This is a genomic window from Amycolatopsis sp. NPDC058986, assembly GCF_042741125.1.
Classification (GTDB): Bacteria; Actinomycetota; Actinomycetes; order Mycobacteriales; family Pseudonocardiaceae; genus Amycolatopsis.
In genome coordinates this window covers 95,798-120,492 of sequence record NZ_JBHYJW010000007.1, presented here as the reverse complement: position 1 = coordinate 120,492, position 24,695 = coordinate 95,798, and the positions used below count along the sequence as shown (strand labels likewise).

Genomic DNA, 24,695 nt, shown 5'->3' with positions numbered 1-24,695 from the left:
TCCCTCGATCAGAGCTGTACAGGTTGCCGACCGCCCTCGATGCCTCACTTCCCTTCGAGCTCGCCGGCGATGACCCGGCATATCTCGGAGGCCGGCCCAGGCAGGTGCATCTCCACGTGCCGACATCGGACCTCGTGCCGCCGCAGCGCACCGGTGATATGCGCGTCCCACATGTCCACATAGGACTCAGCCGCCTCCTCGGTGGCACTGAAGAACAGTGCGTCGCCGTGGAATGTCGGCGATTCGAAGGTCTTCATCATCCGCATGTGCTCGAGCATCACCGCGGACGCCTTGTCCGCGAGTGACGTCCGGTCGTCGCGCGGAAGATTCGTCAGGGCGGGGATGTGGCTGTCGAAGAAGGCACGCGCCTCGACATGATCGAGAGTCTCGTTCTGGCTGAACCATTCGGCGGGAACACAGTCGAGCAGGGCGAGCGTCGCCACCCGATGGCCCCGACGGTGAAGTTCCGCCGCCATGGCATGCGCCAACGTCCCACCGAGAGAGAGTCCTATCAGATGGTATGGACCCTGCGGTTGCACCTGGAGAACATGATCCAGGTAATCGTCGATCATCTCTTCGATCGACGCCGGGATCGGCGTTTCGCCGAACCCCCTCGCCTGGATGCCGTAGATCGGTCGGTCTTCTTTCAGGTAGTCGACGAAGCCGAGGTAAGCCCACGACAGGCCGATGCCGGGGTGGACGAACCACAGTGGATCCCGCTCGCCACCGGGACGCATCGGCAGTACCACGCCGAAGGGATCGGTGTACCCGTCCGTCCCCCCGCCATGGACCAGATACTCGCTCAGCCCGGCGACGGTCGGCGACTGGAAAACCGTGCGCATCGGCAGATCGACACCGAGTGCCGCGCGGACCCGGCTGATCAGATGGGTGGCCAGCAACGAATGACCACCCAGCTCGAAGAAGTCGGCGTCGATGTCCACGCTGGGGAGACCGAGCACTTCGGAGAACAACCCGGCAAGCACCTCCTGCTGCGGGGTGGTCGGTGGGCGTCCGGTGACGTTCGCGGCGTACACGGGTGCCGGAAGCGCCTGACGATCGATCTTGCCGTTGGGCGTCAAGGGCAGTTCGGCAAGTGCCACCACCGCGGAAGGAACCATGTGTTCGGGCAGCCGCTCCCGCACGTAGCCGCGCAGCGTGGCGGTGAGTGTGGTGATGCGGCGCGCCCGCGCCGGATCGTTGCTCAGCGGACGGCCGATGTCGCCGGACGCGACGAAAGTGCCGGACACCGCTCCACCGGGTACCGGACCATCGGGAAAGACGACGAGGTCGAACAGGCCCGGTCCAGTACTCGACGGACTGGCCAGCGCGTCCCAGCCCCGTTCGGCCGCCCACGCACCCACGTCCTCGGGATCGACGTCGCCGCCGAACCGGGCGTTGGGCAGGCCGGAGATCCGCACCGGACCGTTGTCCCGGTGCTCCCGGCACCACCGCTCGGCTTGTTCCCATCCGCTCCATGGCATGGCGGGAATGCCCGTCAAGGGCAGAACCGGGGTTCCGCCGGCGTGCAACACCACTTCGTAGCGGTGCCGGGTCAACTCGTTGTGCGCACGGCCGGGCTTGAGCCGGATATCGGCGCCCATGGCGTGCTCGTGTGCCCAACGGTCGAACCATTCCGGCGCGATGACGAGTTCCCGTTCGGTCGACACCGACTGGTCCACCGCGGCACGCACGGCCTTTTCCGAGGCGCCGGGGTAATCGGCACGGTAGCTCTCGGCGTGCAACATCCGCAGTGAGTCCGCATTACGCACATCGCCGATCACGAGTCGTCCCGTCGGGCTCAGCAATGTGGTGAGCCTGCCGAGGACATCCCGCAGGTATTCGATGTCAGGGAAGTACTGCACCACCGAGTTGAGCACCACCACGTCGAAATGGCCGGCGGGAAGGCCATCGGTCTCGTGGGCGGCTCCGGCGAACAGCCGGACACGATCGGCGAGCACCCCGCGCGCGCATCGGCCACGCAGCCGTTCGATCACCTCGCCGGAAAGATCGGTGCCCCAGAACTCGTCGACGTGCTGGGCGATACGGGAAAGCAACAGCCCCGAACCGACACCGATCTCCAGCACCCGCCGTGGCGACCACCGCAACACCTGCTCGACTGCCACGTCCCGCCAGGCGGACATCTCCGCGAGCGGGATCGGTTCGCCCGTGACGACCGATTTCCAGAGAGCGAAATCCTCGCCCCATTCGGCCCGCACGGACTCGGGGGCCAGGTACGCCTGGTCGTAGACCTCCCGCCATTCCTCGATCTGCCCCGCCACCTCAGCCCGCGCCGGGGCAGCACCGGCCGCCGGAACCACATAGGCGATCAGGCGGTGATCCCCCGGCCGGTCCTCCCGGGCCGTGACGACGGCCTGGGACACGCCGTCGTGGGTGGTGAGCACGGATTCGAGCTCACCCGGCTCGATCCGGAAGCCACGCACTTTCAGCTGGAAGTCGACCCTGCCGACGTAGTCCAGCCTGCCGGACTCACGCCAGCGGACCAGGTCACCGGTGCGGTACATGCGTTCGCCCTCGGCGAAGGGATCGGCGACGAACCGCCCGGCGGACAGCCCGGGCTCCCCGAAGTACCCGCGGGCCAGGCCGGCGCCCGCGATGTACAGCTCGCCTGCCACGTCCGGCGGCACGGGTCGCAGGTAGTGGTCCAACACGTACACCCGCGTGTTGGCGATGGGGCCGCCGATCGACGGCGGCGCTCCGGTGATCGGCGCGTGGGTCGACCAGATCGTGGTCTCGGTCGGACCGTACATGTTGGTGACGTCCGCCGTGGCGGTCCGCAGATCTTCGGCGAGCGAGGGCGGGAGCGCCTCACCGCCCACGAGACATCGCATTCCGCTCAGCACGGTCCTGTCATGCGCGACGAGCGTCTGCCACAGCGACGGTGTCGCCTGCATGATCGTCACCTCGTGCCGTCTGACCAGACCCGCGAGTGTCGCGGGCTCGGTCACGGACTCGGCCGGGGCGATGACCACCGCCGCCCCCGCCAGCAACGGCAGGTAGATCTCGAGCGCGGCGATGTCGAAGGCGATCGTGGTGACCGCCAGCAGCCGGTCCCGCGGTCGCAGCCCGAACTCACGTTCCATGGCGCCCAGGAAATTCACCACCGCGCGGTGCGAAACGACCACACCTTTCGGTGTGCCGGTGGAGCCGGAGGTGTAGATGACGTACGCGGCGTTGTCCGGCGCCGTGGCGACCGCCGGGGCGGTGGTGGGGTAGCCGGTGAGATCGGCCCGCAGCTCGTCGGCGTCCAGCACGAGCGCCGGGTCGCAGTGCCGCGTGATCGACGCCGTTCGTGCCGGCGGGTACCGGGGATCGACCGGGACATAGCTCGCACCCGCCTTCAGGACGGCAAGCAATGCCACCGGCAGGTCGAGCGAGCGCGGCAGGCACACCAGGACGCGGTTTTCGGGGCCCGCGCCGCGCCGGATCAGGTGGTGGGCCAGCTGATTCGCCCGGATGTCGAGTTCGCGATAGGTCAGGGCGGAATCGCCGGAGATGATCGCGACGGCATCCGGGGTGGCCTCGGCCTGGCGAGCGAACAGGCGGGGCAGCGGGGCTTCCGGTATCGGCCTTGCCGTGGCGTTGACCTCACGCAGCAGCAGCTCGCGCTCCTCCCGGTCCACCAGCCGCACCGACGACATCGGCCGATCCGGCGTTTCGGCCAGTTGGGTAAGGATCAGATGAAGCCTGGACGCGATTCCGGCCACCGTGTCGCCGCTGAACGCGGTCTCCTGATACTGAAGGCCGACACGCAGCGTGGGGTCCGCGGCGGCCACCACGATCAAGGGGTAATGAGTACCGCTAAGGGGACGGATGCCGGAAACCGCGATGTCCCCCGCGCTGTTCGCGTCGCTGAGGCCGACCCGGTCGATCGGATAGGACTCGAACAGCACGATCGTGTCGAACAGCGCGCCCAGCCCGGCGGCACGCTGAATATCGGCCAGTCCGTAGTGGTGATACTCCAGCAGACCCGCCTGGCGCTGTTGCAGTCCGGTGAGGACGGTCGCGAACGTGTCCGTGGCGGTGAAGCGCACGCGCACCGGAATGGTGTTGACGAACAGGCCCACCATCGACTCCACGCCGTCGATGACGGGGGGACGGCCGGAGACCGTCGCGCCGAAGAGCACGTCTTCGCGACCGGTGAGCGAGGACAGCAGCAGTGCCCAGGCACCCTGGATCAGCGTGTTCGTCGTGATGGCGAGTTCGGCCGCGCGCCGGGACAGGTTCCGCGTCTCGTCCGGGGTCAGCGGGATCTCGATCTGGCCGAGGCCACCCTGCTCGACGTCCTTGGCCAGCATGGTGGGCTCGGTGACACCTTCGAGTTCCTCGGCCCACCGGCCGGCGGCCTCCGCGTCGCTCTGGGCGGAGAGCCAGACGAGAAAATCGCGGTAGGAGCGCGCCGGCGGCAGGGCCGCGGGGGCGCCGCCGGCTTCGTAGAGGCGCAGCAGATCACGCATGAGCAGAGGCAACGACCAGCCGTCGTAGAGAACATGGTTCGCCGTGAACACCAACTCGGAGCGCTCGGCTTCCATCCGCAGCAGGGACATGCGCAGCAGCGGTGGCTGTGCCGGGTCGAAGTGCCGGGCATGGTCCCGCGCCAGGAACCGTTCGAGACTGTCCTGTCGCTCGGCCTCGGTGAGCGAGCGCAGGTCGACCTCGGTCCAAGGCAGGGTGACATTGTCGAGCACCAGCTGTAGCCAACCGGTGCCAGAGCTGTCGACGAACGCGGTGCGCAGGTTCGGATAGCGGTCGAGCAGCGCCTGTCCGGCCGCGCGCAGCCGGGCCGGGTCGACGGGTCCGTCGAGGTGGAACACCAACTGCATGTGGTACGCGTCGAAGGACGACCGGGCGAGCATGCTGTGGAACAGGAGCCCGGACTGCATCGAAGTCAACGGCCACACATCGATCAGGCTCGGGTATCGCCGGGACAAGGCGTCGATGTGGTCTTGCCGGACCGACACCAGTGGCAGGTCCGAAGGGGTGAGTCCGCCCGCTTCGGGGTCCGCCACATGGCGCGCGAGGCCTTCGAGGGCGTCGGCCCACAGCCTGGCCAGCACGCTCACCTCGGACCGGTCCATGAGTCCACATGGGAACGCGAAGCGGGCGCTGAGCCGGGGTCCGTCCGCGGTTTCGGTCACGTACGAGCTGATATCCACTGTGGACAGAGCAGGCATGTCCTCGTCGAAATCGGCGAGCAGGCCGAGCGAGTCGGCCGCCACCACCCAGCCGTCCCCCGGTGTTTCCTCGCCTGCCGCCATGCGGCCGAGGTAGTTGAAACCGATCTGCCCGACCGGCAGGTGGCGCAGTTCCGCCGCGGTCCCCGGATTCAGATAGCGCAGCATGCCGTAGCCGATGCCTTTGTCCGGCACGGAAAGCAACTGTTCCTTGACCGCCTTGACCGCGGCACCCGCGGCAGGCCCGCCCGCGAAGGCATCGGCGATGTCGATGCCTTCGACATCGAGGCGCACCGGGAACATGCTGGTGAACCAGCCGACGGTGCGGGACAGGTCGGCGCCGGGCACGACCTGCTCCTCGCGCCCGTGACCTTCGAGCCGGAGAAGCACGGACGACTCGGAGACGCCCCGCTCGGCGCGCCATCTGACGATCGCGAGTGCCAATGTCGTGAGCAGCCCGTCGTTGACCCCTGCGCGAAACAGTGCCGGCACCCGGGTGAGCACGGCCTGGGTCACCGACTCCGGAACATCGATGTGCACACTATCCACAGTGGACATCGTGTCCACCGAGCCGTCCAGTGCTCGGGCGCCGAGCAGCGGATCGGGGCCATCGACGATCCGGCGCCACAACGGCAACTCCGCCATCCGTCCGGCGCTGGTCGCTTCCTCGGCCAGCGCGTGGGCCCAGCGACGCGCCGAGGTCCCCACCCTGGCGAGTACTGGCGTCCGGCCGGTGTGGACGGCCTGCCACGCGGCGGCGAGATCCGGGACGAGAACGCGCCAGGAAACGCCGTCCACCACGAGGTGGTGCAGGACGATCAGCAGCCTGCCCTGTCCATCCGCCCGGTCGAACCACACGAACCGCGCCATCGCCCCGGCGGCCGGATCGAGTTCCCCGGTCGCGGTGTCGAGTTCGGCCGAAACGAGGTCATGCCAGGCGGGCGATCCCCAGCCGGCCTCGCACCGGACGCGGCGCACCAACGCGGCCGGGTCGACCGAGCCCGGTTCCGCGATCACCATCTCGTCGCCGTCCAGCCGGGACCGCAGCACGTCGTGCCGGTCCAGCACGACACCGAGCGTGGCGACCAACTCGACATCCGAGACATCGTCCGGCAGGCCGAGGACGATCGACATGGAGAACCGGTCGATACCGCCGCCCAGTTCGGTCAGATACCTGGCAGCGGGGAGCAGCGGAAGCCTGCCCACCGGCCCGCCCGCCAACTCGGCGAGCACGGGTTCTCGCGCCGATCCGCGACGAGCCGCCGCGGCCAGTGCGAGCTGCGCCACGGAGCGATGCTCGAAGATATCCCGTGGGTTGATCTCCACTCCGAACGCGGCGGCCTTGGCCACCACCTGGATCGAACGGATGCTGTCCCCGCCGATGGCGAAGAAGTCGTCACTGGTGCCGACTCGGTCCAGACCGAGGACCTCCGCGTACACCGCGGCGAGGATCTCCTCGTCGAGTGACCGCGGGACGGAGTACTCGCCGACCGTGAACGCCGGCCTCGGCAGCGCGGCGCGGTCGAGCTTCCCGTTGGGGCCCAACGGAAGGTGGTCAAGGATTTCGATCACCGATGGGACCATGAACTCCGGCAGCCGCGCGGAGACGAACCTGCGCAGCTCGTCGCGTGTGACACCCGCGATCAGGTCGACATCGGCGTGGGGATCGGAGTGCAGACCTTCCGGTACGACGTAGCCGACCAGCCGGGCGCCCGCTGTCCCGGCGTCGTGCACGGCGACCGCGGACCGGGCGACGCCAGGATGGGCGGCCAGCACCGCCTCCACCTCGCCGGGCTCGATGCGGATGCCGCGGATCTTCAGTTGCGCGTCACCGCGTCCGGCATAGGCCAGTACTCCGTTTTCGTCCCAGCGCGCGAGATCACCGGTGCGATACATGCGGGTTCCCGGCGGCCCGAAGGGGTCGGCCACGAACCGGCTCGCGGTCAACCGGGGCTCGTCGTGGTAGCCACGCGCGATCTCCCCGGCGACGTACAGCTCACCGATCACGCCGATCGGCACCGGACGAAGGCCGGACCCCAGGACGTAGACACGCATGTTGCCGAGCGGGCGGCCGAGGTGCACCGTACCCAGCGGTGGCTCCTCCTCCGCCGGAAAAGCCGTCGCATAGAAGCTCTCGGTCTGTCCGTAGGTATTGACCACGCGGACACCGGGGACGGCCTGCGCGACCCTGCGCGCCAACGCGCCAGGCAGTGCCTCACCGGCGAAGACGACGGTGTCCACGTCGATCTTCTCCGGTATCTGTTCGATCAGTTCGGCGAAGACGGAGGGAACGGAACTGAGCACACCACCCGTCCAGCCGCCACGCTCCACCACGGCGAGCACGTCGCGTACCACTTCCACGGTGCCACCGGACACCAACGTCGCGAAGATCTCGAACACTGACACGTCGAAGCCGACCGATGTGCTCGCGAGCACCCGCCGTCTTCCGGTGTCGACGCCGATGGCCTCGATCAACTGGGTCAGCCCGTTGACCACGCCGCGATGCGTGACGGCGACGCCTTTGGGAGTTCCCGTGGACCCGGAGGTGTACATGACATAGGCGGTGTTGCCGGGCCGGAGGTTCACGAGTGGCGTAGCGACCACACCATCGCGGCCGGTGGTCGGACGGTCGACGTAGTGGTGGGGACAGTCGCTTCCGGCCAGGACGCCCGCGGTTTCGGTGTCGGTGAGAATCAGCGCCGGACGGGCCGACTCGATGACCAGTCCCAGGCGTGCGCTCGGATACCGCGGATCGATCGGCAGATAGGCTCCGCCTGCTTTCCACACTGCCAGCAAGGCGATCACGAGGTCGATCGAGCGAGGGAGTGCCACCCCCACGACGCTCTCGGGGCGGACGCCGCGCCCGGCCAGTTCACTCGCCAGGCCGCCGGCCCGCTCGTTCAGCTCGCGGTAAGTCAGTTCGGCGCCCTCGCACTGTATGGCAGTTGCGTCGGGCGATAACGCGACCGCCCTGTCGATCAGCTCCGCGACCGTGGCCTCCGCGACCGGCGTCGCGGTGCCGTTGAACTCCGCCACTATCCGATGCCATTCGGCCTTGGCCAGCAGCTCGACGTCGTCCAGTCGATCTTCCGGGCTGGCGACGAGGCCGGCCAGCAATCGCACGAAGCAATCCGCGATGCTCCGCGCGGTCGATTCATCGAACAGATCAGTGGCGTACTCGAGAACCCCCAGCACACCCCGGCCGGGCAGATCGGCCAGGTTGAAATACAGGTCGAACTTCGCCGTACCGGTCCGCGCGGGTTCGAAACGCGCGGTGAGCCCTGGCAGCGCGAAATCCTCGCGCGTGTAGTTCTGCCAGGCGAACATCACCTGGAAAAGGGGGTGATACGCGGTCGACCGTTCCGGATTGAGGAGTTCCACCAATCGTTCGAAGGGAACATCCTGGTTCTCGTAGGCCGCCAGCGAACGGTCCCGCACCTTGTGCAGAAGGCCGGTGAAGCTTTCGGTACCGGAAACGCCGATACGCAGGACCCAGGTGTTGACGAAGAACCCCACCAGGTCGGTCAGCTGCTCGTCGGTCCGGTTGGCGATCGGCGAGCCGATCGTCAGGTCCTCTCCACCGCCGAGGCGCAGCAGCAGCGCCGCCACGGCCGCCTGCAACACCATCGCGACCGTGGCGTCATGGTCGCGGGCCAGCTTTTCGACCACTCGCATCGTGCCCGCGTCCACAGTGAACTCGACGATGTCGCCACGGTGACTCGCGACCGGCGGGCGCGGGCGATCGGTCGGCAGCGTCAGGGGTAACGGGACGTCCGCCAACTCGGCACGCCAGTACGCGGACTGCCTCGTCATCAAGCTGTCCGGGTCGGACTCGTCTCCCAGCAGTTCCCGCTGCCACAGCGTGTAGTCGGTGTACTGGACAGGCAGGTCGGCCCAGGCCGGCGCGCTCCCACCGCGGCGAGCGGCGTAGGCCGAAGCCAGGTCACGGGCGAACGGGGCCATCGACGAACCGTCCATCGCGATGTGATGGAACACCAGCACGAGCACGTGTTCGCCGGGACCGCATCGCAGCACGGAGGCCCGGATCGGAATCTCGGTAGTGAGGTCGAACGCGTGGGCGGCGGCCGCCACGACGGCGTCCTCGACCTGCTCCGGCAGAACGTCGGTGACCGGCAGGTCGACGCCGACCTCGAACGCCGGCAGCACACGCTGGTAGGGGATACCCTCGGCGTCCTCGGCGAAGATCGTACGAAGGCTCTCGTGGCGGACGACCACATCACGCATCGCCTGTCGAAGCGCCGGGACGTCGAGCTCGCCGATCAGACGCAGCGGGACCGGCGCGTTGTATGTGGCCGAAGGACCTTCGAACCTGTCGATGAACCACAGCCGCCGCTGGGCGTAGGACATCGGTGACCGTTCCGGCCGCTGTGCCATGGGGCGCAAGCTGGGCCGAACTCGCGTTCCTGGCGAGAGCCGCTCGGCCAGCTCTGCGACGGTCGGGGCCTGAAAGATCGTGGAAATGGGGATTTCCACGCCGAAGGTCGTCCGGATCCGACTGATCAGCCTGGTGGCCAGCAACGAATGTCCGCCGAGTGCGAAGAAGTCGTCATCGATACCGACCCGGTCGAGACCGAGTACCTCGGCACACAAGCCGCAGAGGATCTGCTCACGCGGATCGCGCGGGCCGCGGCCCGAGACCTGGCCGGCATAGTCCGGTGCGGGGAGCGCGCGGCGGTCGACCTTTCCGTTGGCGGTCAGGGGAATCCTGGCGATCGCGATGATGGCCGCCGGCACCATGTAGCCGGGCAACCGATCGCGAAGGAGGTCATGCACCTCACCGATGAGCGCGCCGATCCGCCGGGCTTTCCTCGGACTGTTGGCCAGCGTCCGGCTCGACCGACCGACCGGGACGAACGTGCCGGCAAGCACCCGCCCGCGCGCCATCCGCTCGGGCATCACGACCGCGTCGAAGCAATCCGCGTCCGCGGACGGGGTCAGCACCACTCCCAGGTGGTGTTCCGCGGCCCAGTCGGCCACGTCCTCCGGATCGAGTTCCGGTCCGTGCGTGGAACGCGCGGTCAGCGAGAGCGCGGCGGCGGCTGCCGCTTCGCCGGTCAACCGAGCGTTCGGGATACCGCTGAGCCGGACCGGCCCGGCGTCGCAGTGCCGGCGCGATTCGGCGAGCCGGTCAAGATGATGCCCCCACCGCAGCACCGGCGCCGCCCCGAGATCGATTGCCGTGTGCGGTGTTTTGTGCAGGGTGACCTCGTAGCGATGACGCGTCAGCTCGTTGTGCGCCCTGCCCCTCTTGAGCCGGACGTCCGCGACTGCCAGATGCTCACCTGCCCAGACATGGAACCACTCCGGGTCGAGCACGAGTTCCTCTTCCATGAGCACAGCCCGCGCGACTGACGCACGGGCGGCCGAAGCGGGCTCGTCCGGACAGTGGGCACGCCGCACCGCTGTGTGGAACAACTGGAGGGAGGTCGCCGAACGGATATCGCCCACGATGATCCGGCCGCCGGGCGCCAGCAGGTTCATCGCGCTTGTCAGTACACGGTCGAGGTAATCGGCGTCGGGAAAATACTGGACCACCGAGTTCAGCACGATCGTGTCGAAGTGGTGCTCCGGGAGATCGTCGATCTCGTCGGCGGCCGCGGTACGCAGCCAGACCCGATCGTCGTACCCCGCCTGTGCCACCTGTTGGTTCAGCCGCTCCACCACCGGGGCCGAGATGTCGGTACCCCAGAACTCCTCGACCTCGCGCATCAGCCGCGACAACAACAAACCAGTGCCGACACCGATTTCCAGTAACCGCCGCGGCGACCAGGCGAGAATCCGATCGACCACCGCGTCCCGCCATTCCGTCATTTCGGGCAGAGCGATCGGCGCGCCGTCATAACTGGAGTTCCAGCCCTTGAAATCCTCCCCCAGCTCCGTGTCCGATCCGGCGTACAGGTCGTCGTACAGCCGCCGCCACTCGTCGACCTGGTCGGCGACGTCCATCTCGCCGGCATCGTCCACGCCCGGTACCACGTAACCGACAAGCCGCCGTTCACCACTGCCGTCGTCGTTCCATGCCACCACGGCCTCACCGACCCCGCGGTGGGTCAGGATCGTCGCCTCGACCTCACCCGGCTCGATCCGGAAACCCCGGACCTTGACCTGCTCGTCCGCGCGACCGCGATAATCCAGTTCACCTTCTTCGCTCCAGACCACACGGTCACCGGTCCGGTACATCCGGTCGCCGGGCGCACCGAACGGGCAGGCCACGAATCGCTCGGCGGTCATCCCTGGCCGCTGCGCGTAACCCCGGGCCAACCCGTTTCCGGCGATGTACAGTTCGCCCGCCACACCCGGCAACACCGGGCGCAGCGCCGAATCGAGAACATAGACGCGCATCCCGTCCATCGGGCTCCCGATGGGCACCGGATCGCGGATGTCGTCCGGCGAACGCATCGGGTAGCACGTGGCGAAGGTGGTCGTCTCCGTCGGGCCGTAACCGTTGACGACGGACAGTCCGGGGCAGCACCGCAGAACGCGTGCGACCGCCGCGGGAGGCGCTACATCGCCCCCGGTCCAGACCTCGCGGATCCCGGCGAGACAGTCCGGATGCTCCTCGGCGACGACCCGGAACAACCCGGTGGGCAGGCAAAATCCTGTGATGCCGCCCTCGGCCAGCAACGCGGCCAGCGCGCCGGTGTCCAGCCTTCCCGGGGGCGCCACCACGACCCGACCGCCCCCGAGCAGGGGAACCCACAGATCGTAGGTGGAGGCATCGAACGCCTGCGGTGAATGCACCAGCACCCGTTGGTGGTCGCCGTTGCGGTAGCGATGGTCGTCGGCCAGGCCGAGGACCGCGCGGTGCGGGATGGCGATGCCCTTCGGGACGCCGCTCGAACCAGAGGTGTACATGACGTATGCCAGCTGATCGGCATGCCCCGGACGCGGGATCGACGGGCCTGCCTGGTCGATCGCCTCCACCGTGGCGGGATCGTCGAGGACCAGCAGCGGGCAGTCGTCCTCGGCGAACCGTTCGGCGAACTCGGCCGTAGTGACCACAAGCGCGGGCTGGGTGTCGCGCAGCATGAAAGCCACGCGCTCCGGAGGGTATTCCGGATCGATCGGCAGGTACGCGCCACCGGCACCGAGCAGAGCCACCAGAGTGACGATGAGACCCGCCGAACGCGGCAGCGCCACACCGACGACGGTCTCCCGGTCCACGCCATGCCGGGCGAGCACCGTAGCGAGCCGGCTCGCCCGGCTGTCCAGGTCGCGGTAGCTCAATACGGTCTCGCCGCAGACCACGGCGACCGCATCGGGCTGCGCCCGCACGTGACAGGCGATCCGGTCCGGGATCGTCTGTGCCACCGGGGGAACATCGGTGCGGTTGAAACCACTGATCAGCTGGGCACGTTCCGCGGGCTCGATCAGGTCCACCGCACCGACCGGAACGTCGAGATCGGCGATGAACTGCCGGAGCGCGCGCGCGAACCGGGCCGCCGTCGCCTCGACGGTGCCGCGATCGACCAGGTGGTGCTGGTACTGCAGGGCAATGCGCAACTGGGGCTCCGCGAACGCCATGACCACCAGCGGGTAGTGCGCGCCGCTGAACGGGCTGGCTCCGGTGATCTCGATGCCCGCCGCGTCGTTGGCCTCGGCAAGGGCGACCGTGTCGATCGGATACGACTCGAACCCGACCAGGGTGTCGAACAACGCGGTCAGTCCGGTCGCCTGCTGGATGTCCAGCAGCCCGTAGTGGTGGTGGGCGAGCAGGGCGCCCTGCCTACTCTGCAACGAGATCAGCATCCGCCGCAGCGTGTCCGCCGGATCGCAGTCGACCCTGATCGGCAGCGTATTGATGAACAAGCCGACCATGGAGTCGATCTCGGGCACGTCCGGGGGACGGCCGGACGTCGCGGCGCCGAAGACCACGTCCCGGCGTCCGGTCAGATAAGCCAGCACGAGAGCCCAGGCACCTTGCACCAGGGTGTTCATCGTCAGGCCCAGCTCGCCGCCGAGTCGTGCGAGCGCCTGGACCTCGGCTCCGCTCAACGGGACGTCGACCTGGCCGATACCCGCCGGCGTGCGCTGTCCGGCCGGCTCGGGAAGCAGCAGTGTGGGCTGGTCGATACCACTCAATTCCTCGGACCAGGCGGCTCTCGCCGACGCGTGGTCCTGGACGGCCAGCCATTCGAGGAAGTCACGGTAGCTCCGTGCTCTTGGCAGTCCCGATCGGTCGCCGTCGGACGCGTAAAGGCGCAGCAGATCCTGCATGAGCAGCGGAATAGACCAGCCGTCGAGAAGCACGTGATGCGCCGTGAGAACCAAGTCGGACCGGCCGTCGCCGAGCGTCACGAGGGAAAGGCGTAACAGCGGCGCCTCGGCGAGGTCGAAGTGGCGCTCGTGATCCTCCTCGAGCAGCCGGTCGAGCCGTGCCTGACGCTCCTGCGCGGAAACGGTACCGAGATCGATGTGGCGCCAGGGCAGCTCGACCCGGTCCTGGACGACCTGCACCCGATCTCCGCCGGCGTCGAGGGCGAACGCCACGCGCAGGTTGGGATAGCGATCGAGCAGAGCCTGGCCGGCGCGCCGCATTCGCCCCGGCTGGACAGGGCCGGCGAGGTGCAGCACGAGCTGCATCTGATACGCGTCGAAGCCCGGTCCCGCGAGCTGCGCGTGGAACAGCAGCCCTTCCTGCATCGGTGTCAACGGCCACACGTCACGCAAACCCGGGTACGTGCGTTCCCAGGCGACGATCTCGTCCTGGCTCGCCGAAATCAGCGGCAGATCCGACGGGGTCATGCCACCGGCACCGGAAACGCCCGCGTGCCGGGCCAGCCCTTCCAGCGCCGATTCGAACAGGCGCACCAGCTCGCGCGCCTCGTCGCGGGTGAGGATGTTCGTCGCGTAGCCGACGCGGGCGGTCAACGCCGGGCCCTCCTCCGTGTCCACTACCAGTGCGTGGATGTCGAGGACCGCCAGAGCGGACATGTCCGGGTCCGGCCCGGGGACCAGGCCCGCTGTCCCCTCTGCTTGGCACCAACCCAGATCCCGCAGGGATTCCGGCATGTCCGAGGAGGAGTACCGGCCAAGATAGTTGAACCCGATCTGCGGCATCGGATAGTGCCGCAGGATCTCCGTGGTCTCCGGGTTCAGATAGCGCAGCAGCCCGAAGCCGATTCCCCGGTCCGGCACGGCGAGAAGCTGCTCCTTGACGGCCTTGACCGCGTCACCCGCGGGTCCGGATCCGGCGAACGCTTCGCGGAGATCGATTCCGGACAGATCGAACTTGACCGGATACATCGTGGTGAACCAGCCGACGGTCCGGGACAGGTCGGCACCGGGGATCGCCTCCTCCTCCCGGCCGTGCCCCTCCAGGCGGACCAGCACAGAGGAACCCTTGGCACCGCGCCTGCGCTGCCATTGGGTCACGGCCATCGCCAAGGCGGCGAGCAGACCATCGTGGACGCCGCTGCGGTACAAGGCAGGCAGCGTGGTCAACACCGACTCGGTCGCTTTCGCGGGCACCCGCAGCCACAGATATTCCATGGTCGACATGACATCCACGGTGGGATCCAGCGGTCGTGCCCCGAGGACCGGATCTTCGGTACCCAGGATTTCGCGCCAGGCCGGCAACTCCGCGATGCGCCGCGCGGACGTTGCCTCGTCGGCCAGAGCATGCGCCCATCGGCGCATCGAGGTGGTGGCGGGCAACAGGGCGACAGCTGTTCCGTCTCGTACCTGTTTCCACGCCGCGGCGAGGTCGGGAAGCAGAACACGCCACGACACCCCGTCGACGACGAGGTGGTGCAACACGATCAGCAGCCGGCCCGCGCCATGGGCAGGCGCGAACCACACAAACTGCGCCATGATCCCGTCGGCCGGGTCGAGCCGGCCACCGGCGGCGTCCAGCTCGGCCGCGGCTCGCTCGTGCCAGTCCTGGTCCCACGGCGCGTCCCAGCCGACCTTACGGACGAGGGAAGCGACCTCCACCGACCCCGGTGCGGAAACCAGCAGGCCGTCCGGCAGGAGCCTCGACCGTAGCGCGTCGTGACACTCGACGACCGCCGTCAGTGTTGCCACCAGCCGCGCTTCGTCGATCTCCGCCGGCAGATCGACGGTCATCGCCATGGCGAACCGGTCCGGATCGCCGCCCAGCTCCATGATGTAGCGGGCCACCGGCGGCAGCGGCATCCAGCCGACCGCGCCATCGTCGAACTCGGCCAGGATCGGTCCATCCTCGGCAAGGGGACTCTCCGCCGACCGCCTCGCGAGCTCCGCGGCGGTCCGGCAGTCGAAAACGTCTCGCGGCGTGATCGTCACTCCGAGACGCTTGGCACGGGACACGATCTGGATGGAGCGGATGCTGTCGCCACCGAGAGAAAAGAAGTCGTCGTCGACGCCGACTCGCTCCAGTCCGAGTACGTCGGCGTAGAGGCCGGTGAGGACCTCCTCCACGCGGGTGCTCGGAGCTCGGTACCGCTCGCCTGTGAACTCCGGCTCGGGCAGGGAATCCCGATCCAGTTTTCCGTTGGACATCAGGGGCAGGCGGTCGAGCACGACGAACACCGACGGGACCATGAACTCGGGCAGCCGCTCGGCGACGAACCTGCGCAGGTCCCGCACCGACAATGTGGCCGTTAGATCGACCGTGAGGTCGCCGAGGCTCGCCACGTTCCCGAAACCCTGTTCCGCGCCGTTCGCAACGACATAGCCGACGAACTGCTTGCTCGCTCCACCCCCCTCGTACGCGACAACGACCGCTTGTCGCACACCGGGATGCGCAGTGAGCGTTGCCTCCACTTCGCCGGTCTCGATGCGGACACCTCGGACCTTGACCTGCGCGTCGTTGCGGCCGACATACTCGTGAACGCCATTGTGGTCGACCCGGACGAGATCGCCGGTGCGATACATCCGCGCGCCGGGAGGGCCGAAGGGGTCGGCGACGAATCGGCTGGCGGTCAGCTCACCACGGCCGTGATAACCACGTCCGATGGCGCCCGCGACGTACAGTTCCCCGACAACGCCGGCGGGGACCGGCCGCAGGCCGGTGCCCAGGACGTAGCACCGCATGTTGGCCAGCGGCGAACCTATCGGCGCCGTGGGCCGGTCACCGGATTCGTCGGCCAGGGTGCAGGTCGTGGCGTAGAAGCTTTCTGTCTGTCCATAAGCGTTGATCACCCGCACGCCTGGCAGGGCCGCGCGTACCCGGCGCACGAGAGACGTGGGAAGCGCCTCACCGGCGAACACCAGCGCGTCCACCGTCAGTTTGTCGGCGATCTCGTCCAGAACACCGGCGAACACCGACGGAACCGCGCTGATGACGCCACCCGACCAGCCGCCTCGCTCCCCGATGACGAGACCGTCGCGCACGATTTCGACGCACCCGCCCACGGAGAGCGGGGTGACGATCTCGAACACGGACACGTCGAAACTGATCGAGGTCCCCGAGAGCATGCGGGACAGCGGACCGATGCCCACCGTATCCGCGAGGTCACGAACGCCGTTGATCACTCCGGCGTGGGTGATCGCCACCCCCTTGGGTTTTCCTGTCGACCCGGAGGTGTACATGACGTACGCCGTGTTGTCCGGCCGGGCGGCGCGGACCACAGTGCCGTCCACGGTGTCGCCCTCGCCGTCGACGTCTCGGTCGATGAGGAGAAACGGCGATTCCGTCGCGGGCAACGTCGGCGCGGTCGCGCTGTCGGTGAGGATCGCCAGTGGCTGGGCCTCGGCGAGCACGGTGACCAGCCTGGCGCTCGGATACCGGGGATCGATGGGCAGATAGGCGGCACCGCACTTGAGGATGCCGAGCATTCCGGCCACCAGGTCGACGGTGCGTGGCAGTGCCAGGCCGACAAGGGTTTCCGGCACGGCGCCAAGCCTGGCCAGAGCGTTCGCCACCTGGTCGGCACGCCTGCGCAGCTCGCCGTAGGTGACCGCGTCGTCGTCGCACACCACGGCGACCCGATCCGGATGAGCCTCGGCCCGTTCGTCGACGATGTCAGGAACAGTCAGCGGCGGCACCTCGGACACGGTGCCTCGTGACGTCGCGAGCAATCGGCTCCGCTCGGCCTCGGTCATCGTGTCCACGAGTGCCACCGGCCGTTCCGGCGCACCGGCGAGTTGCCGTACTACGCGGAGGTACCGCTCGGCGATCTCGGCCGCGGTCTCGCGGTCGAAGAGATCGGTGGCGTACTGGAGGTAGCAGAGCAAGCCCGGCCCGTCGGGGTCCGAGAAGAAGTTGAACTCGAGGTCGAACTTGGCCGTCCGGGTCGCCAGCGCGTCGAGCCGCGCTGTCAGGCCCGCGAACTCCAGATCGAGCTGGATATCGTCCCCCCAGGTGAACATCACCTGGAACAGCGGATGGTAGGCCGTCGAGCGAGCCGGGTTGATCAGCTCCACCAGGCGCTCGAACGGGACTTCCTGATTATCGTATGCGTTGAGCGCCTTCTCCTTGACCTGGGCGAGCACCTGGCCGAACGAAGGGCTGCCGGAGAGGTCGGTGCGCAGGATCCAGGTGTTGACGAAGAAGCCGATCAGGTCGTTGAGCTGCTCATCGGTGCGTCCGGCGATCGTCGACCCGATGGCCACGTCGGTACCCGCCCCGAGATGCTGCAGCAGGACGGCCAGCGCCGCCTGCAGGACCATCGGGGAGGTGACGCCCTGCTCGCGGGTGAGCGTGTCGATCGCCGCGATCAGCTCGGGTCCTATTCGGACACCGACCACGTCGCCACGGTGGCTGGCCACCGTGGGCCGCCGCCGGTCCAGCGGGAGGCTGATCGGCTGGGGCACACCTTCCAGTTCCGCGCGCCAGTACTCCGACTGTGTCGAAAACAAGCTGTCCGGATCCGATTCGTCGCCCAGCAGTTCCCGCTGCCAGAGGGTGTAGTCGACGTACTGGATCGGTAGCTCCGGCCAGTCGGGTGCGGTACCGCCGGCCCTCGCGGTATAGGCGGCGGTCAGGTCACGAGCCAGTGGCGCCAGCGACTCTCCATCGCTGGCGATGTGATGGATCAACAGGATGAGGACGTGCCGCTCCGGACCGCACCGGAACAACGAGGCCCGGACGGGAATCTCGACCTCGATGTCGAGGACCTGTTCGGCCGCCGCCGATACCACGGCGTCCAGTCCGCCTGCCGTCACCTCGGCCACCGGCAGGTCCAGTACGACCTCGTCCATTGGCAGTACCCGCTGTGCCGGCAAGCCGTTGTCGTCCGTCACGATCAGAGTGCGCAAACTCTCGTGCCGTGCGACAAGGTCGCGCAGCGCGGCACGCAACGCCGCGACGTCAAGCCGTCCGTCGATGCGGGCCCGGAACGGCACGTTGTAGGTGGCGGACGGGCCTTCGAGCTTGCCGATGAACCACAACCGGCGCTGGGCGAACGACAGCGGGATCACGACTGTTCGCTCCGATTCATCTTGCGCAGGCTGGGCATGCTGGAGTCGTCCGCATCCTCGAGCGCGCGTGCCAGTTCGACAATTCTGGAATGCTGGAAAATGGTCCGAATCGATGAGTCCACGCCGATCTCCCTGCGGATGCGGCTGTTCATACGGGTCGCCAGCAACGAGGTCCCGCCGTGCTCGAAGAAATCGTCGTCGATTCCTATTTCTTCGACCTCGAGGATCTCGGCGAAAAGCCTGCAGAGAGCCTTCTCCATGTCGGTGCGCGGCGAACGGGAGCTGTTGTCGGTCGTTTCCACTGAGGCGAACGCCGAGACGTCGGCCTCGCCACCGGGCAGCCTCGGGATGCGGTCCGAACGGACGAAAGCGTCGGGAAACATGGGTTTCGGCAGCCGCCGGGCGACGAAGTCGGCCAGATCCTCGGTATCCAGTCCGGCGCCCACCACATAGCCGATCAGGCACGTGTCGTCGTCCCGTGCCTTGGCGACCACCGCGGCATCGTCCACATTGGAGTGTTCCAGCACCACGGCCTCGATGGCGGGGAGACTGACCCGGACGCCATGGATCGTCGCCTGGCCGTCCGTGCGGCCCACGTACGTCACCCGGCCGCCCCGGTCGCGCCGCACCCGGTCTCCGGTACGGAACATGCGCGAACCGGCCGTCCCGAAAGGATCCGGGACAAACCATGCCGCCGTCGCCGCCGCCTGCCCTTGGTAACCGCGACCGAGCCCTGGGCCCGTGACGTACAGCTCGCCCTCGGCGCCCGGAGGCGACGTCCGGAGGCAGGCATCGAGAACGCGTACCTCCACACTCGCGGACGCGTAACCTGTTTCGCCGTGAAACAGCTCTAGCGGCGCCGCCGTGCTCAGCCCGTCCTTGTCCCGGACGATCTCGGCACCGGCGCCCAGGCACACGGCGGCGAGCACGTCGACCAGCCATAAGCCGAAGTCACCGGCGAGACGGGTGGTCAGGCACGTGCCCGATGCCGCGTCCTTCAGGCGAGCCGCGAGGCTCGCGTGACTGACCATGACGGTCCTGCGACCTTCCGGATAGCCCAGCACGTCGAGCAGCGCGGCGAGCCGGGCCGGGTCCGGCGGCGGCACGTCATCACCACCGATACCGACCGGCAGCGCGGTCAGCACCGACTCCGCCGCCCTGTCCGTGGAGACCAGGCAGCCGCCCGACCGGAGAACCGCAACCAGAGCGACCACGAGATCCAGCGACGGCGACAACCGTACCGAAACCGGTGTCTCCGGGCCGACACCGCGACGAATCAACTCTCGCGCCACCTCGCCCGACCGGGCATCGAGTTCCCGGTAGGTCAGCGAGGCGCCGGCGCAGCGCAGCGCGACCGAGTCCGGCGTTCGCATCGCCCGTGACGCGAGAAGGTCGGGGACGGTCGTCGCGGGGGTCGGGCGCCCTGCGCGGGCCCGGTCACCGGAGCCCGCGGGTCGTGCGAGGTCGAGTGCGCCGACCAGCACCGTCGGATCGGCCGCGATCTGCCGCAGGATCCGGGCGAGCATGGTCGCCACGTCATCGGCGTCGGCGCGGTCGAACGCGTTTCGGTGGTATTGCACGGAAGCGCGGAGAAAACTGTCCGAGTCGACGAAGACCATGAGCCCCAGCGGATAGTGGCTGGTGATGAAGGAGCGGATACCGGTCACCGCCAGTCCGGCGGCTTCACCGGCCGCCGTGATACCTGTCCGGTCAAGAGGAAACGACTCGAATCCGACGATCGTGTCGAACAGCGCCGACGTGCCGGTCGCCTGGTGGATTTCGCTGAGACCGTGGTGATGATGATCCAGTAGCGCCGCCTGCCGTTCGTGCATTTCGCCCAGCAGGCCGGCGAGGCTCTTCGCGGGAGCGCAGTCCACTCGGACCGGTACCGTGTTGAGCAACATGCCGACGATTTCGTCCACCCCCGGCACCGCGGGCGGACGACCGGAGACCACCGCTCCGAACACCGCGTCCCGGCGGCCCGTCAGTTTGGTCAGCACCAGGCCCCAGGCCACCTGAACCGCGATGTTCACCGTGACCCCGAGCTCGGCGGCTCCCGCGATGAGCGATGCGGACTCGGCTGCGCTGAGCGGCACGTCCACGTGCTCGATACCTTCGCCGTCCTCAGAGCGACGCGTGTTCTCCCCGACGATCGTCGGCTCACCCACGCCATCAAGCTCACGTTTCCAGGCGGCAGCCGATTCATGCTTGTCGCGCTGGGCCCACCAAGCGAGGAAATCCCGCTGATCTCGGGCCCGGGGCAACTCGGTGGTGCCTGGACTGTAGAGCGACAACAGATCCCGCAGCATCAGCGGCACCGACCAGCCGTCGAAGAGTGCGTGGTGCGCGGTCAGCACGAGTTCGGCGGCGTTGGGCTCCATCCGGACCAACGTCATCCGCAGCAGCGGCGGCACCGAGGGATCGAAATGCGTGCGCAGGTCTTCGGCGAGTAGCCGCTCGAACGATTCGCTCCGGTCGGTCTCGCCGAGATCTTCGAGATCGACCACGCACCATGGCAGCTCGGCACGGGCGACAATGAGCTGTACGAGATCTCCGCTGCGCCCGGAGACGAACGCCGACCTCAGGCCCGCGTGTCGATCCAGCAGTTTCTGCCCGGCCGTCCGCATCCGCTCCGCGTCGACGTCACCCGATATGTGCAACACGTACTGCACCTGATAGGCGTCGACGCTCGAATCGTTCGACATGCTGTGGAAAAGAAACCCGGACTGCAACGGCGTCAACGGCCACACGTCCACCAGGTTCGTCAGGTGTTGCGCCCACCCGTCCAGCTCCGCCTGGGTAGCCGACACCAACGGGACGTCCGACGGAGTCAGCCCACCCGCATCAGGACTGGCCGCATGCCGGGTCAGGGCTGTCAGCGCGAGACGCCACAGGCCTGCCAGCTCGTCGACCTCACGCGGGGCCAGGACACCGGCCGGCGCCGCGAACACGGCGCGCAGTTGTGCCCCTTCGGGTCCCTCGGTGAGAACCGCGTCGATGTCCAGTTCCGAGCGCACGGGCGCCTGTGCGTCCTTGGCCACGCGAGGCCGGGCGAGTTCGGGTACGTCGACCCGGCTCCACTCCGCGGTATCCGTCGAGTCGAAACGCTCCAGGTAACCGAAGCTCACCTGGCCCGTCGAGTACTGGCTCAGCGCGTCGGCGGTGTCCTGGTTGAGATGCCGCAAGAGGCCGTAGCCGATTCCCTTGTCAGGGATCGACCGCAGGCGCTGCTTCACCAGTCTGATGACCGCGCCCGCCGCCGGACCGCCGTCCATCGCGTCGTCGAGGTCGACGTCGGAGAGATCGAGCCGGATGGGGAACACTGTGGTGAAGCGCCCCACCGTCCGGGTCAGGTCGGCACCCGGGACCGCGTCCGATTCCCGGCCGTGGCCCTCGAGCTGGATCAGCAAGGACGCGTCGCCGATCCCCCTGCAGCGCCGCCATTGCGCCAGTCCCAGCGCCAGGCCCGCCAGCAGCCCGTCCGTCACCTCGCCGTGGTACACCGCGGGAACCTTCGTCAGCAGCGCATCCGTTACCGCTGCCGGAAGTGTCACGGTGCTTTCGTGGACGGTGCCCAGCACATCGACCTCGGGATCCAGACGCCGCGCTCCGAGCACCGGGTCCGAGCCCGTCAGGATCGACCGCCACAGGGGCAGCTCGACCAGCCGCTTCGGGCTGTGCGCCTCATCGGCCAGCACCTGCGCCCACCGGCGCATGGACGTCCCGGCTTCGGGCAGCCGGGGCGATGTTCCGTCACGCACAGCCGCCCACGCGGTGGCGAGGTCGGAGGACAGGATGCGCCACGACACACCGTCGACGACCAGGGGATGCAGGACCATCATCAATCGGCCCGGGTTCCCGTCGAACCAGACGAACCGAGCGACCGCTCCCGCGGCGGGGTCCATGGCCGCGGCCGCCTTGTCCAGTTCCAGCACCGCCCGCCGACGCCACGCCTCATCCCACGGGCCGTCCCAACGGACACGCTCCAGCGCGACCTCCGCGCTTCCCGGCGGCCTCACCACGACCTCGTCCGGGGTCAGGCTCATCCGCATCATGTCGTGGTGCTCGACCACCATCCGCAACGCCGCGGTCAGATCGGCCTGGCCGATGCCTTCGGGCAGCCGGAGCACCATGGCCTGCGGGAAGCGGTCGAACCCGGGCCCACCACCGCGGAGCCACCGCGCGACCGGCAACAGGGGGAATGCGCCGACACCGCCTCCTTCGCGCTCGACAAGGCGAGGGACCGGCTCGATCGTCGACCGCGCACCGACCTCGCCGGCGAGTGCCGCCACCGTCCGCTGCTCGAAAATCGCGCGAGCGCTGATCTCCACCCCCTCCGTTCGCGATCGCGACACCACCTGGATCGCCTGGATACTGTCGACGCCAATCGCGAAGAAGTCATCATCGATCCCGATCCGGTCGAGCCCGAGCACGTCGGCGAAGTGCCGCGCGAGTGTCTCCTCGATCCGGTTACGCGGTGCTCGATACTCCGCGCGCCACATCCGCGGTTGCGGGAGCGCGGCCCTGTCGCGCTTGCCGTTCGGTGTCAACGGGATCCGGTCCAGCACGACGAAGGCGGCGGGAACCATCGGGGAAGGCAACCGTCGCACAACGAACTTACGCAGATCGCTCATGGAGAACGCGGAACCCAGTGCGATGTCGCCGGGCGAGCGTTCCGCACCCGCCACCGGCACCACGTAGCCAACGAGATGTTTGCTCCCGCCCAGCTCACGAGCGATGACCACGGCGTCCGCGACACCGGGGTGCGCGGTAAGTGCCGCTTCCACCTCAAGGGGTTCGATCCGCACGCCGCGGACCTTGATCTGCGTATCGGCCCGGCCATGGAGCATCAGCTCGCCGCTGACGGTCCACGAAACCAAGTCTCCCGTCCGGTACATCCGGGCGCCGGGCGGGCCGAACGGGTCGGCGACGAAACGCTCCGCGGTCTGCCCTGGGCGTCGTTGGTAGCCGCGGGCGAGCAACGGGCCGGAGACGTACAGCTCGCCGATCGTGTCCGGCGGCACCTCGCGCAGACACGGGTCGAGAACGTGGACGGCGGCGTTGACTATCGCGTGCCCGATGGGCGGCATCCGTCCGTCCGCGGCCAACGGGTCGCTCATGGTGCTGCAGATGGTGGTCTCGGACGATCCGTATCCGTTGATCACCGTGCGTCCGGTCGCCCAGGCCGACACCAGTTCCGGGGGCGTGGTGTCACCGGCGAATATCAGACATTCCACAGTCGGCGCCGAACTCGGTTCCAGCGCGGCTACCACAGCGGGTGTCAGTGTCGCGTGGGAGATCGCCTTCGCTGTCATGGTGTCCGTCAACCGACGGCCGGGCTCGAGGTCGTCCTCGGCCGCCAGCACCAGCGTCGCGCCCGACAACAACGACGAACACAGCTCCCACACGGAGGCGCCGAAGCCCGGCGAGGCCGCCTGAAGGATCCGGCTCCGTGGCCCGATTCCGATGCTTCCGGCCTGCTCGATCAGCGAGGCGAACCCACCGTGGGAGACCGACACGCCCTTCGGCCTGCCGGTCGACCCCGACGTGTAGATGATGCAGGCGCTCTGAGCCGATCTTGGCGGGCTCGGTCGGACGTCACCGTCGTCGAGCAGGTCCGGCTCCGCTATCGGTACGTGCAACGCCGGAAGCGTACGCCGGGTCGCCGCGTCCGTCAGGACCAGCTCGCACCCCGAATCCTCGATCATGTAAGCGATGCGCTCGGCCGGGTACTGGGGATCCACCGGAAGGTAGGCCGCCCCCGCCTTGAGCACCCCCAGGAACGCGATCACCCACTCCGGCGTCCGACGGAAGCACACCGCTACCACCGACTCGGGCGCGATCCCGGCCCCGGCGAGCGCGCGACCCACTCGATCGGATCGTTCATTCAATTCCCGATACGTCAGGGAATAGTCGCCGAATTCAATCGCAATCATATCGGGTGCCGTCCGGACGCGATGCTCGAACAACACGGGAATGGACGGGCCTACAGCGCCAACAGCACCATCCAGGGATTTCACGGCACCCCTCTCCATGCTTCTATCCGGACCAGCACGAGTGCAGCCGAAAATAAAATTCCACCCCCAGCGTAAGCCGGACTTTTCGCTCGCGGCACGGCGAAGACGAAAAGAATGACGG

At 68.1% G+C, this 24,695-nt stretch carries 2 protein-coding genes; both read right to left on the bottom strand.

Annotation, left to right across the window (positions count from 1 at the left end):
- Window positions 1-44: 44 nt before the first annotated feature.
- Window positions 45-18,557: an amino acid adenylation domain-containing protein gene (locus ACFW0G_RS09200; RefSeq protein ID WP_378324514.1), complete on the bottom strand. Its 18,513-nt coding sequence runs from the start codon at window positions 18,555-18,557 to the stop codon at window positions 45-47.
- A complete protein-coding gene (locus tag ACFW0G_RS09195; protein WP_378324375.1) occupies window positions 18,554-24,592 on the bottom strand; it encodes an amino acid adenylation domain-containing protein in 6,039 nt (2,012 codons plus the stop codon). The genes ACFW0G_RS09200 and ACFW0G_RS09195 overlap by 4 nt, the downstream gene beginning before the upstream one ends.
- Window positions 24,593-24,695 lie beyond the last annotated feature (103 nt).

Bases quoted from the DNA above. Each gene is read 5' to 3' on its own strand.
- ACFW0G_RS09195 (WP_378324375.1), bottom strand. From the start codon at position 24,592: ATGGAGAGGGGTGCCGTGAAATCCCTGGATGGTGCTGTTGGCGCTGTA.